This window comes from Streptosporangium sp. G12 (genome assembly GCF_052983175.1).
The window spans coordinates 108,744-120,425 of the sequence record NZ_JBRIQO010000001.1; the positions used below are offsets into that span (position 1 = coordinate 108,744).

The window sequence follows — 11,682 nt, forward strand, 5'->3', positions numbered from 1 at the left end:
AGTATCGGGAATCATCAATGATCCGATCGGCATTCAAGATTTCCGCTTTATTCCTGCGAAAACAAGGATTCCTTTTCGTCGTGCTGGATATTTCATCACGCCCACCTCCCCCTGCCGCAGCTATTACGTCACGAAAGCGCGTGCTAGAATTTCGTCACCAGCAGCCGGAAGTGACGTAATCGAGCGAGGACAACGCATGTCGACGTGCGTACAGTGCGGGGCACCCCTGAACGCGGCGCGCCGGGGGCGGCGTCCCCGATACTGCTCGCGGGCGTGCCAGGCGCGGGCGTACCGGACCAGGGCGGCCGAGCGGGCCGCCACCCCTCCCGGGCCCTCCCTCACGCCTGCCCGCGACGCCTCCGGCACGCTCGCGCGGGCCGAGCGGGCGAAGCCCGCCGAAGGGGGCGGCCGGGCGGCGGAGACCGAGCCGGAGCGCCGTGAGCCTCAGGACGGGCTGAGCACCGGGCGGATCGTCCGCACCGCGATCCGCGTCGCCGACGCCGAGGGACTGGACGCGCTGTCGATGCGCCGCGTCGCGGCCGAACTGGGGGCGGGCACGATGTCGCCGTACCGCTATGTACCGGGCAAGGACACCCTGATCGAGCTGATGGTCGAGGCCGTCTTCGGCGAGAGCGCGCCCTGCGACCCCGTCCCCGGGGACTGGCGCGCGGGGCTCGAGCTCGCCGCGAGGCGGGAGTGGGCGATGTACTCCAGGCATCCGTGGGTGCTGCGGGTCATCGCCACGCCCCAGCCGCCGCTCGGGCCGAACGTGCTCGCCGACGTCGAACGGTCGATGCGGGCCGTCGACGGTCTCGGCCTGGACCTGATGACGATGCACCGGGTGGCCATCATGGTGAGCGCCCACGTGCAGGGTTGGGCCCTGCTGCTCGTCAACGAGGTGGAGAGCGAGCGGCGCACCGGTGTCACCATGAGGCAGCGGCGCGCCCTGAAGGCCCCGATGCTCCAGGAGATCCTGGAGTCCGGCCGGTTCCCGATGCTGTCCAGGCTCCACGAGGAGCGGGGCGACGCGATCGACCTCGACGAGTGGTTCGAGTTCGGGCTGCGGCGCCTCCTCGACGGTCTCGCCGTCCTGATAGAGGGCCACCGGACGGGGCCGGGGGCCGACCGGCCGGGGGTTGACCGGCCGGCACACGACGGAGAGCCGGGGCACGACGTCGAGCCCGCGGGCGCGACGTCCCGAGGCGGCGGAAAGGCCGCGGCGGTGGGCCCGGAAGCCTCGACCGCCGGCCCCCGTGACAGCGAGACGCCGCCTCAGGCCCGGAGCCTGGCGTAGAACCGGCTGCACTCCTCGTACGCGGGGAGCAGGCCCTGCCGCCGGGCCTCGGCGAGGGTGGGGGCCGTCGCGTCCTTGTCCGACAGCAGCGGCGCCACCCCCGAGGGCCACTCGATCCCCAGCTCCGGGTCGAGCGGATCGACCCCGTGCTCGCGCCCCGGCGCGTATCCCTCGGAGCAGAGGTACACCACGGTCGCGTCGTCGGTCAGCGCCATGAAGGCGTGGCCGAGCCCCTCGGAGACGTAGACGGCCCGGTGGTCCTCGTCGTCCAGGATCACCGATTCCCACTGCCCGAAGGTGGGCGATCCGACGCGGATGTCGACGACCACATCGAAAACCGCACCTTTGACGCATTTGAGGTATTTGGCCTGACTTGGTGGGACATCGGCGAAATGTACGCCACGCAGTGTCCCCCGGCGTGAGACCGAGCAGTTCGCCTGCGAGAGGGCCAGGGCCCGGCCGGTGGTCTCGCGGAAGGCCTCCAGACGGAACCACTCGTGAAAACTGCCCCGGTCGTCGAGGAACACCTTCGGTTCGAACACCCACGCACCCTCGATGCCGAGCGAACGCATGCTCACCTCTCCTTCCGTGGCCCCGCCCCGTCCGGGGCGGCTCCCAGAGGAACGGCACGCGTGGCGGGTGCTCCCCAGCGGAGTCTCCAGGACCACCGGCCCGTTGTGAACCCGCCGCCGTACGTCGTGAAGGCGCGCACGGCCTTCCGCGGGACCGTTCCGGGGCGCCGTGACCGGGTCGTCCCAGGTTGGCACCCGTCAGGCCGGTGACCGGCCGGTCTGGCCACTTCCGGCCAGCGGGGACGGCGAGGGGTGTCACGCGATCGCGTGACACCCCTCGAGGACCTCTTCCGGGCGTCCGGCAACCTCCCGGACACCATGAAACCCGCCCCACGTTCAGCGCGTCGCCGGCCGTGCGCCCGTCACCGGAACGCGGCGCCGACGTTCTCCCCTCGCGGCGTACGGCACCGCGTCGTCACGCTCCCGCCGGTACGCGACCGTCCCCGGCCCCGGATCAGGCACCAGATCTCGGCGCACGCCCCGACGGCCGTACGGTGTCTTGGCACGCCCCGGCGGCCGTACGACATCGAGGACGCGTAACATCGGCGTTCTGCGGCATTCCGATTACCGCTCGCGGACTCACACGGACACAGAGGATCATGAACGACTCCTTCATCCCCACCGCCCGCGCGGCGGCAGGCAAGACCGGGCCCGGCGGCACGCGCGCGCGACGGTCCTCCCGGCCGGAGAACGGCCGCGGGCGGCCCGGCACCGCCGTGCCCGCATCGGTGGAGGCGTCATGACGGACCTCCTGCGCAACCCCGTGAAGAACTACGACTGGGGTTCGCGCACGGCGATCGCCACGCTGGCCGGGCGCTCCTCCCCCGCGGAGCTGCCCGAGGCGGAGATGTGGTTCGGCACCCACCCGTCCGGCTCGTCGTCGGTGCTGCGCCGGGGGACGTGGCACTCCCTCGCCGAGACGGTGGCCGCCGACCCGGTGTCCGAGCTGGGCGAGAAGACCGTCGAGCGGTTCGGCTCGCGGTTGCCGTACCTGCTGAAGCTGATCGCCGTGGACCTGCCGCTCTCGCTCCAGGTCCACCCCTCGCAGGAGCAGGCGCGGGAGGGGTTCGCCCGGGGCACCTACGTCGACCCGTTCCCCAAGCCCGAGCTGATCTGCGCGCTGACCCCGTTCACCGCGCTGGCCGGATTCCGTCCTCCCCGGGAGGCGGCGGCCCTCATCGGCGGGCTGGGCGTCGCGGAGCTGGAGCCCGTCGTCGCGCCGCTGGCCGCCGGAGACGCCTCCGCCGCGCTCCGCGCGCTGGTGGAGTGGCCGAAGGACGGCAGGGCGGACCTCGTGGCCGCCGTCGCGCGGGCCGCCTCGACCGCCGGCGGCCCCGACAACGAGCTGGTCGTACGCCTGGCGGAAATCCACCCGGAGGACCCCGCCTGCCTGGCACCGCTGTTCCTGCGGCGCCACGAGCTGCGGCCGGGCGAGGCGCTCTTCCTGGGCGCCGGGGTCCTGCACTGCTACCTGAGCGGGTTCGGCGTGGAGATCATGGGCGGCTCCGACAACGTGCTGCGCGCCGGGCTGACCGGCAAGCCGATGGACGTGGAGGAGCTGCTGCGGGTCACCGACCCCTCGGTCCCCGCCCTGCGGGTCGAGCCGGTCGGCAACCTCTACCGGACCCCCGTCCCCGAGTTCCGCCTCGGGACGGCCGTCCCGGGTTCCGGCCTCACCCTGGAGGGCGGGGTGCCGCGCATCCTGCTGTGCACCGAGGGCGAGATCGAGACCGGCGAGCACACCCTGCGTCCCGGTGAGTCCGTCTTCGTCCCGGCCGCCCACGGGCCCGTCGGGTTGCACGGCTCGGGAACGGTCTTCTGGGCGGAACCCGGAATCGATTGACGTGCTCCCCGGCCGCCCCTGAGGGCGCCGGGGCCGGAGGGCGGGACCGCGCGGGACGCCGCGCGGGGCCCTCGCGTTCATACCGGCCTGGTATGGCGGATACACCCCCGAGGTAGGCGGGGCGTCCCCACCGGCGAGGCTGGAGGTATTCGATGACACCGTCCGACGACCTCACGGATCCGGACCTCCGTCTGGAGCTGATCCTGGTCGAGGTACTGCACCACGAGGCCGAGCACCTCGCGACCGGCTGAGCGTCCCGGTCCCGGCTCCCACGGGGGGAGCCGGGGACGGGCGCGGGGATGAAGGTGTGCCGTCCGGTTTATCCGGTGCCGACCTGCCTGCACCGGCCGCCGCCCCACCCCAAAACACCACAAGAGGGGTAATCACATTCCGGGTGTCGCCGCAACCGATATGAGCAGGCGATATACCGCCCATCGAAACGTAACGCGTCGGCGTGAACACGGGGTGTTATGAGGGAAGGCCTCATGGAACCCTCACCAGGTGGAGTTCACCGTGGAAACCGCGCTGCTCATCATCGCCGTTCTCGCTATATGGGTTATTTCCGATTGGATCCGTAACTATCTATCAAAATGCCGCAAATGCAGCGGATCTGGCACACTGAAAGCCACCTTCTTCCCTCGCCAGTACCGCCCCTGCCCGCGCTGCACCAAGGGCGAGGTCAGGCACGGATTCGCCCCCAGGAAGTGAACCAGGAGGCAGACGTGAGGAATCTCCCGACGTTCGCGTCCGCCTCCCACGGGGAGACGGAACGCCGCCCGGTACCTGACGCGTACGCGGAAATCTCGTGAAAGGTCCCCGAGCCGGCGAGGCGCACGGCTCCTCCCCACCACCGTTCGAACCTTTCTCAGAGAATTGACGTTCCAGCATCGTGAGACTTCTCCGCAGTGTCCGCGTCGCCCTGGCCGTGATGGCGGTGTGCGCGGCGGCCACGCTGATCTCGCAGGCGGTGCGCGCACCGTCGTCCGTGCCCGCATCGTGCCCGGAACGCTGGGACGGCGACAGGCCAGGCGGATGGGTGCCCGCAGCCGCCGACCTCGACGGGGTCGGGGAGTCGCTCGTCCCCGGAGAGCCGGTCACGGCGATGATCTGCGCCTACCCGGGGCACAACGCGCGCCCGGGAGGGGAGCGGCTCGCCGGATCCCGGACCCTGACCGGCGATGCCGGGGCCATGGCCCGCGACCTGGACTACCTCCCGGTGACCACGGCCGATCCCGGCGGCCCGTGCACGCAGAAGGGCGGGGCGATGACCAACTACCTCATCAGGTTCGCCTATCCCCGCGGGGAGGCCCTGTGGGTGGGCAGCGCCGAGGAGGTCAACTCCTGCGTGACGACGACGAACGGCACCGTCGGCAGCCGCTCGTACGTCGGGCGGGACATCACCACCGCCTACCGGACCGGTACGTGGAGCCCCGCGCGGCCGGACGACCCCTGCCACGGGTTTCCCGGGCGCAGGGGCCAGAACGAGCGGATGGTGCCCGGCGAACCCGTCTCGGTCCTGGTCTGCGGGCAGGCCTCGTACGACAGGCCGTCTCCCCGGCTGGAACACGGCGGGCCGACGGCCGAGGCCCTGGCGGCGACGCTGAACTCCCTGGACACCCGGCCGAGCGAGAACGTGTGCCGCGGAGGCGGGGGCGCACAGGGCGACACCCTCCTTCTCCTGTTCGGCTACCCGGAAGGACCGCCCGCGGCCGTCCGGGTCCTGACCGACTGCGACCCCGGGGTCAACAACGGGCTGCTCCAGGCGAACCTCGACGCGAACGCCCGCGACCAGGTGAAACGGCTCGCGCCACCGGCCTAGGCAGCGACCTGGGCGGCGGCCTGGGCGGCGGCCGCAGCGCGCGGCGACGGGGACGCCCGCCACAGCGGGCGCGACGGCGGCCGGGGCGGCCCGCGTCCCGTCGCCGCGTCGAGGCCACACCGCGAGCCCCCTGGGTAGGGTGGCCGGGCCGGTTCCCGCCGAGGAGCCGGCTCCCCCTGTTTCTCCTGGACCGACGGGAGGCCGCGCGGCGTGACCGTGATCGACGAGGTGACCCTGCTGCGGGCCTGCGTGGCGGGCCGGGTCCTGCGGGCTCGGGACGGCGAGGAGCTCGTCGTCGAGGGCCGCCTGATCCGTGAGCTGTGCCGGCGCGGCCGCGAGGAGATGGACCCGCGCGGGCCGGCGATCCAGGGCGCGAGAATCTGCGGCGACCTCGACCTGAGCGGGATGGAGGTGCCCTTCCCCCTGCGCTTCACCGGCTGCGTGTTCGACCGGCCCCTCCTGCTGGAGGGGGCCGGCCTGCACCTGCTGGTGCTGGACGGCTGCGCGGTGCCGGGAATCCTGGCCAACGGGCTGCGGGTCCGCCGCGACCTGGACCTGTCCAGGTCGCACGTCACCGGCGATCTGTGGACCTCGGCCAGCACCTCCCGCAGCGCGGCCGTCTGGCTGTGCGAGTCGGAGATCGGCGGGCGCCTGATCTGCCTGGACACGGTCATCGACTCCGCGATGCGGGCGGTCCAGGCCGACCGGATGCGGGTCGGCGGGACGATCCGGCTGCTGCACGGCTTCGAGGCACGCGGCGGGATGCGGCTGCTGGGGGTTCAGGTGGCGGGCTCGCTGGACCTGACCGGTGCCCGGCTGACCCGTCCCGACCGCGGGCTGGCCTTGGACCTGGGCGACGCGCAGATCGGCGGCAGCGTCTTCCTCATCGGCGACCAGACGGGCCGTCGCCCGCTGATCCGCGGCCGCGTCGACCTGGGCAACGCCCGGATCTCCGGCCAGTTCCTGATCCGCGACGCCACCCTCGAGCCCACCGAGGCGATCAGCGGCGCCGGATACTCCAGCAGGCGCGACGGCGGGACTGCGATCAGCGCCCCCGGCCTCTTCGTGGGCGGGGATCTCAGCGTCGAGGGCGAGTGCCGGATCAGCGGCGGCGTGGACCTTTCGATGGGTTCCTTCAGCACCGTGCGGATCCACCGGGGGTGCGAGCTCACGGTCGGCGGAGGGCGCGCCCTCGACCTGACCAACGCCGAGGTGCGCTCCAACCTCCTCGTCGAGGAGGGGACGGCGGTCCAGGGCACGCTGCGCCTGGCGGGGGCGCACATCAAGGGCGGCCTCATTCTCCGGGGAACCCGGTGGAGCCTGCCGGAGAGGAACTCGCTCATCGCCGCCCAGGGCGTGGTCGTCGACAGCATGGTGGACCTGCGGGAGATGGAGGCCACCGGCGGCAGGTTGCGGTTCCGCTCCGCGACGATCGGCGGTGCCCTGGACGCCCACCACGCCCGGTTGCTCAACCCGGGCGCCGAGGCGCTCCTGCTCCAGCAAGCGGTGGTACGGGGGTCGATCCTGCTCAAGGAGGGCTTCACCGCCGAGGGCCGGGTGCTGCTGAACCGGTGCACGGTGGAGGGGCGGATCGACTGCGAGCGCGGCACCTTCGCCGGAGGGATCGAGGCGGTGTCGGCCACGGCGCGCGGCGGCATGCGCCTGCGCTGGGCCGAGGTCCCGCCGCTGGTGGACCTGACCGGCGCGTCCACCACGCTGCTCGCCGACGACCCGGCCGGGTGGCCGCGGAACTCGATGATCTCGGGATTCGTCTACGACCGCTTCGACGGCGCCTGGGACTGGCGGGCCCGTCGCGACTGGCTGCGCGGGATGGTCCCCTTCGACGTCGGCCCGTACGAGCAGGTGGCCAGGGTGTTCCGCCAGCACGGCCACGCCACGGAGGCCGAACGGCTGCTCATCGAGCAGCGCCGGCAGGCCAGGCGGGCGCCGTCGCCGGAGGGCCGGTCGCCGCGCCGGCTGGTCAGGAACGCCCGCGACCTGCTCTACGGGCTCACCGTCGGCTACGGCTACCGGCCGGGCCGGGTGCTGTGGCTGCTGGGCGCCCTGCTCGCCCTGGTGGGCGTCATGATGCTGAGCCCCGCGGTCCAGGAGACCCTGCGGGCCACCGATCCGCGCGGAAACGTCTACGCGGTGGACGGCAGGCTGGTCACCGTGGACGACGTGGCGGCGCCGGCCGACGGCACGGCGACCGCGGCGGGGCGCGGCGCCCGTCCCGGGCCGTGCGGGGACGGGCAGGTGCGCTGCTTCGACCCGCTGTTCTACACGGTGGACACCGTCGTGCCGCTCATCTCGCTGGGCCAGCGCGCGACGTGGTACCCCGAGACGCGCAGCCGGGCAGGAGCGCTGGCCTCGGCGCTGCTGAACGTGGCCGGCCTGCTGGGCTGGCTGCTGTCGACGGTCGTCGTGCTCTCCTTCGCCCGGCTCGCCAGACCGGCGTGAGCCCCGGCCCTGTCCCCATGGCCCTGTCCCCGGCCCGGCCCCGGCGCGTGGCCGGGGCCGTCGAACCGGCCGGGACCGAATCAGCCGAGCCCGCCGGGCAGGCCCGCCTGGATGGCGGCCAGCACCGCCTCGTGCACCTCCTCGCCGGTGTGACCGGCCAGCGGGGCGGGACTGCCGGTCAGGGTGTACCACTCCTCCGCGCCGAGGTACTGCACCGCGACGTGGGCCTGGTCGTCGTGGACCTCGGTGCGTACGACCAGATCACCGGTGATGACCCCCGCCTCGTCGGTCATCACCCCGCCTGGCCCGGCGAGCACCTGGTTGTCGTAGTGTTCGCGGCCGGTCACTTACGGCCCTCGCCGGCCGGCTGGGGCCGGCAGGTGTCGAGCATCTCGGCGAGGGCGGCCTTCTCCTCGGCGGTGACGGTGAGGCGGTAGTGGTACTTCACATCCGCCCAGGCGCGGGCGTACATGCAGCGGGAGGCGGCGAGCGGCGGCTTCCACGACTCGGGCCCCTGGTCGCCCCTGCTCCTGTTCGACGCGGCGGAGACGGCGAGCAGCTGCGGCCGCTCCAGATCGTTGGCGAAGCCCTCGCGCTCGGCGTCGGTCCAGGTGTCGGCGCCGGAGCGCCAGGCGTTGGCCAGGGGCACGATGTGGCTGACATCGACGTCGTCGGCCGAGCTGAGGGTGCGCCCGTCGTAGGCCGAGTACCAGGAGCCAGACACCGCCCGGCAGGCGTCGTCGCGCTGCACGTTCTGGCCGTCGCGCGCCAGCACGGTCTCGCGCGCGTCACAGGCCGCGGCGCGCGTACTCCAGTGCGGGAAGCGGTCCCGGCTGTAGCCGGCCGTCGACCGCGGCTCCGCGACGGTCAGCAGGTTCAGCTCGGCGCGGGCGATCGGCGGGACTGACGGCTCGGGCAGCTTGGCCGCGGCGGCCGCCGGCCCGGCGAGGGTGACGAGGAGGGCGGGCAGGGCTGTGAGAGCGGCGGCCGTGTGGCGCCATTGTCGTGTCGGCATGTGCCACCACTACCAGCAGCGATCGCCGTGAGTGACGAGAAACGCCGTCGCCGCCACGGAGAGTGTTGGATCTGTGAGAGAACATTCCCTCCCCGCGGGGCCGGCCGGAGCCGCCGCGAGCGACAGCCGGGTGCGGCCGTGGGGGCTTTTCCGCCTCCTGCCCTCGATGGCACGAGTTCACGTCGGGGATCGGTGGATCACCAGGTCAACGGGGCCGGCGACGGCGGGAAAGTCCCGGCAAGAGGCGGAGATTTATTGATCAAGCACGGTGTGGGACCGGGCAATCGGCAGGAGAGGAGTCCTAGAAGAGCGTTGGAGCCGTGGCGGTCACGGCCCGCAGGGCCCAGGAGGAACCCGTGCGACACTTCTTCACCAGGACCGGCTGTCTAGCTGCCGTGGCGATGCTCGCCACCATGATGGCCACGCCCGCTCAGGCCGCGCCCACACCGCGCGCCTGCGCGACGCCCCTTTCCGTCCAGGCCGGCCCCGCCGGGACCGGTGCGCCCTCGCCGGCCGCCGTGACCGAGTCGGCCTACTTCACGATGACGACCGCCGGCTCCCGCGAGCCGCTCGTCATCAAGCTCACCGACCCCGGGAAGATCGAGCACGCCCGGCGGATCATCAGCGGCCAGGAGACCTCGAGGACGCACGTCATGGGCCGGATCATCAAGAGGCCGGCCCCGTACAACCCCGCCTACGGCTTCCACCTCGACCCGAACACGATCGACTTCTTCGAGATGGCCATCGAGGTCTGCGACGCGACGCTCTCCTACGTCGAGGACCACCTCGACGAGGCGTGTGGCGCCTTCCTGCCCGGCTGCTTCTTCTGTCCCTGGACTTCCAGGCTCGTCGCCGAGGTTCCCGCCCCCTGATTCGCGCCCGCCGGTTCCCGCGGCCGGTCGCCTGCGTCCCGTCGCGGGACCCGTCCCGCCGAGGGGCACGGCAAGGGACCCGGCGGGGCGCCGTCACATCTCCCGGTCGCGCGAGGTCGTGGGGACCAGCACCTTCTTCGCCCTCGCCATCAGCGTGAGAGCCACCACCACGAAGGCGAGCGCGAGCAGGGTGAAGGCGGTGAGCGACAGCTCGTCCGTCCAGCCCAGCAGCCGAGGCGACGCCGTCGAAACGGCGAAGAACGCGAAGAACAGCAGCGACCACGCGTACGGCCTCACCCGCAGGACCCTGCCCTGTCCGGAAAGCGCGCGCGGAGCCCGGCCCGTCACCAGCACGTGAACGCCGTGCGCGGCCATCACGCATCCGGCCGCCAAAAGGGCCCAGCTGAACGCGACCGACAGTGTGTGCACGTTCATCGGGATCGCACCTTCCTCGCCGCCGACGGTGAGCGGAAACGACATTTCCCCGCTCCGGCCGCCTGCCCCGCGAAAGGTGCGGCAAACCATCCGCCCGTACGGCGACGCGGGCCCGGCCCGCCTTTCCCGCGCCGGAGGGAGTTCTCCGCTCGGCCGCTTCCGGCTCGGCCCCGTTCACGCCGCCGTTCCCGGCCGCCCCGGAAAACGGGATGAGGTCGCCGAAGCCGGTCGGTATTCTCGTTTCATCAGGTCGGGATGGAGCAGTGGTAGCTCGGCGGGCTCATAATCCGTAGGTCGCAGGTTCGAATCCTGCTCCCGATACTCTCGACACGTGGTGGCCGCCGCTCCCGTGTGTTCGGTGGCCCGGGACGACAGGGCGGCTTCCGGCTCTAGCTGGAATGCTCGACGATGATCACAACATTTCCCGTTTTCTGGCCTGTCTCGACGTACCGGTGCGCCTCGACGATCTCGTCCAGTGGATATCGCCGGTCGATGACCGGTGTGAATTCGCCGGACTCGATCAGTCCCTTGAAATAGCGCGCCATCTCCGGGTCGTTCTGCTTCGGGATGGGAAACATGACCTTCCTGCCGCCGAACAGCGGGGTGACGAGCGCCAGAACCAGGTTCTGCGACAGGGTGCCCAGGTCCGACGCGAGATAGATCCCGCGCGGTTTCAGCAGCCGCCTGCACCGGCCGAACGAGCTCTTGCCGACCGCGTCGATGACGGCGTCGTACTTCCGCTCGTCCTTCGTGAAGTCCTCGGCCGTGTAGTCGACGACCCTGTCGGCCCCCAGTCCCCTGACCAGCTCGACGTTCCTCGTGTCGCAGACCGCGGTCACGGCGGCGCCGAGCCCCTTCAGGAGCTGGACCGCCGCCGAGCCGATCGCCCCGGTCGCCCCGTAGACGAGGACGTCCTGCCCGCTCCGGATCCTCGCCGTCCTGATGATCGTGAGGGCGTAGTGCGAACCCTCGGTGCTGGGAGCGGCCTCCGCGTAGGTCAGGCCCTCCGGAATGATCGCGAGCGCGCCGTCCTGGGGGATCGACATGTACTGGGCGTGGGCCCCGAACGAACGGTCGTTGTATCCGAACACCCTGTCACCGGCTTCGAAGGAGGTGACGCCGCCGCCCACCGTCTCGACTTCTCCCGCGAACTCGTTTCCGAGAATTCTCACCTTCGGCCTGACGAGCCCGGTGAAGAATCTCCAGATGAATGGCTTCGCCGCGCGTAACGCGCAGTCCGTGCGATTGACCGTCGTCGCGTGGACCTTGACGAGGATCTCGCCGTCCCCGACCGCAGGCTTCTCCGCCTCCGCGAAACGAACCACTTCCGGTGGGCCATATCTGGTGCGGACCGCAGCCTTCATGACTGAAT

Annotated in this window: 11 protein-coding genes and 1 tRNA gene; 7 read left to right on the forward strand and 5 right to left on the reverse strand. The window is 71.7% G+C overall.

All coding sequences use genetic code 11. From position 1 onward, the window contains the following. Window positions 1–196: 196 nt before the first annotated feature. Complete coding sequence (locus ACVCAG_RS00470; protein ID WP_447189279.1) at window positions 197–1,294, forward strand: TetR/AcrR family transcriptional regulator; 1,098 nt, start codon at window positions 197–199, stop codon at window positions 1,292–1,294. Here the strand turns inward: ACVCAG_RS00470 and rfbC are convergent. Next, on the reverse strand, window positions 1,273–1,866 hold the full coding sequence (gene rfbC, locus ACVCAG_RS00475; protein ID WP_440086379.1) for a dTDP-4-dehydrorhamnose 3,5-epimerase: 594 nt from the start codon (window positions 1,864–1,866) through the stop codon (window positions 1,273–1,275). The two genes, ACVCAG_RS00470 and rfbC, sit on opposite strands and share 22 nt — an antisense overlap. Window positions 1,867–2,465: 599 nt before the next feature. Between rfbC and ACVCAG_RS00480 the strand changes: the two genes are divergently transcribed. From ACVCAG_RS00480 to ACVCAG_RS00495, 4 genes are all read left to right on the forward strand, one after another. Beyond that, a complete protein-coding gene (locus tag ACVCAG_RS00480; RefSeq protein ID WP_440086378.1) occupies window positions 2,466–2,609 on the forward strand; it encodes a hypothetical protein in 144 nt (47 codons plus the stop codon). Then, window positions 2,606–3,709: a mannose-6-phosphate isomerase, class I gene (gene manA / locus ACVCAG_RS00485; RefSeq protein WP_447189280.1), complete on the forward strand. Its 1,104-nt coding sequence runs from the start codon at window positions 2,606–2,608 to the stop codon at window positions 3,707–3,709. The genes ACVCAG_RS00480 and manA overlap by 4 nt, the downstream gene beginning before the upstream one ends. Before the next feature lie 889 nt (window positions 3,710–4,598). Beyond that, window positions 4,599–5,528 (forward strand): hypothetical protein, encoded by a 930-nt coding sequence (locus ACVCAG_RS00490; RefSeq protein ID WP_440086376.1) that lies wholly within the window; start codon window positions 4,599–4,601, stop codon window positions 5,526–5,528. Between the two features lie 210 nt (window positions 5,529–5,738). Continuing rightward, window positions 5,739–7,988 carry a hypothetical protein gene (locus ACVCAG_RS00495; protein ID WP_447189281.1) on the forward strand — a complete coding sequence of 750 codons (2,250 nt, stop codon included), beginning with the start codon at window positions 5,739–5,741 and terminating at the stop codon, window positions 7,986–7,988. 80 nt (window positions 7,989–8,068) lie between these two features. On the opposite strand, the gene ACVCAG_RS00500 is transcribed toward ACVCAG_RS00495, so the two are convergent. Together ACVCAG_RS00500 and ACVCAG_RS00505 are read right to left on the reverse strand one after the other, a co-directional pair. Then, window positions 8,069–8,335 carry a hypothetical protein gene (locus ACVCAG_RS00500; protein WP_440069934.1) on the reverse strand — a complete coding sequence of 89 codons (267 nt, stop codon included), beginning with the start codon at window positions 8,333–8,335 and terminating at the stop codon, window positions 8,069–8,071. Beyond that, complete coding sequence (locus ACVCAG_RS00505; RefSeq protein WP_440086374.1) at window positions 8,332–9,003, reverse strand: GmrSD restriction endonuclease domain-containing protein; 672 nt, start codon at window positions 9,001–9,003, stop codon at window positions 8,332–8,334. The genes ACVCAG_RS00500 and ACVCAG_RS00505 overlap by 4 nt, the downstream gene beginning before the upstream one ends. Before the next feature lie 356 nt (window positions 9,004–9,359). Here ACVCAG_RS00505 and ACVCAG_RS00510 point away from each other — a divergent pair, with 356 nt between their 5' ends. Further along, window positions 9,360–9,875, forward strand: a complete 516-nt coding sequence (locus ACVCAG_RS00510) for a BP74-related protein (RefSeq protein ID WP_440086373.1) — start codon at window positions 9,360–9,362, stop codon at window positions 9,873–9,875. Between the two features lie 93 nt (window positions 9,876–9,968). Here the strand turns inward: ACVCAG_RS00510 and ACVCAG_RS00515 are convergent, their stop codons facing one another. Continuing rightward, window positions 9,969–10,310 carry a hypothetical protein gene (locus ACVCAG_RS00515; RefSeq protein ID WP_440086372.1) on the reverse strand — a complete coding sequence of 114 codons (342 nt, stop codon included), beginning with the start codon at window positions 10,308–10,310 and terminating at the stop codon, window positions 9,969–9,971. Window positions 10,311–10,559: 249 nt separating this feature from the next. Between ACVCAG_RS00515 and ACVCAG_RS00520 the strand changes: the two genes are divergently transcribed. Next, window positions 10,560–10,631: transfer RNA gene (locus ACVCAG_RS00520), tRNA-Met, on the forward strand. A gap of 68 nt (window positions 10,632–10,699) precedes the next feature. Here the strand turns inward: ACVCAG_RS00520 and ACVCAG_RS00525 are convergent. Then, a complete protein-coding gene (locus tag ACVCAG_RS00525; protein ID WP_440086371.1) occupies window positions 10,700–11,674 on the reverse strand; it encodes a zinc-binding dehydrogenase in 975 nt (324 codons plus the stop codon). Window positions 11,675–11,682: the final 8 nt, after the last annotated feature.

Coding starts and splice junctions, on each gene's coding strand:
- ACVCAG_RS00470 (WP_447189279.1), top strand. CDS start 197: ATGTCGACGTGCGTACAGTGCGGGGCACCCCTGAACGCGGCGCGCCGG.
- rfbC (WP_440086379.1), bottom strand. CDS start 1,866: ATGCGTTCGCTCGGCATCGAGGGTGCGTGGGTGTTCGAACCGAAGGTG.
- ACVCAG_RS00480 (WP_440086378.1), top strand. CDS start 2,466: ATGAACGACTCCTTCATCCCCACCGCCCGCGCGGCGGCAGGCAAGACC.
- manA (WP_447189280.1), top strand. CDS start 2,606: ATGACGGACCTCCTGCGCAACCCCGTGAAGAACTACGACTGGGGTTCG.
- ACVCAG_RS00505 (WP_440086374.1), bottom strand. CDS start 9,003: ATGCCGACACGACAATGGCGCCACACGGCCGCCGCTCTCACAGCCCTG.
- ACVCAG_RS00515 (WP_440086372.1), bottom strand. CDS start 10,310: ATGAACGTGCACACACTGTCGGTCGCGTTCAGCTGGGCCCTTTTGGCG.
- ACVCAG_RS00525 (WP_440086371.1), bottom strand. CDS start 11,674: ATGAAGGCTGCGGTCCGCACCAGATATGGCCCACCGGAAGTGGTTCGT.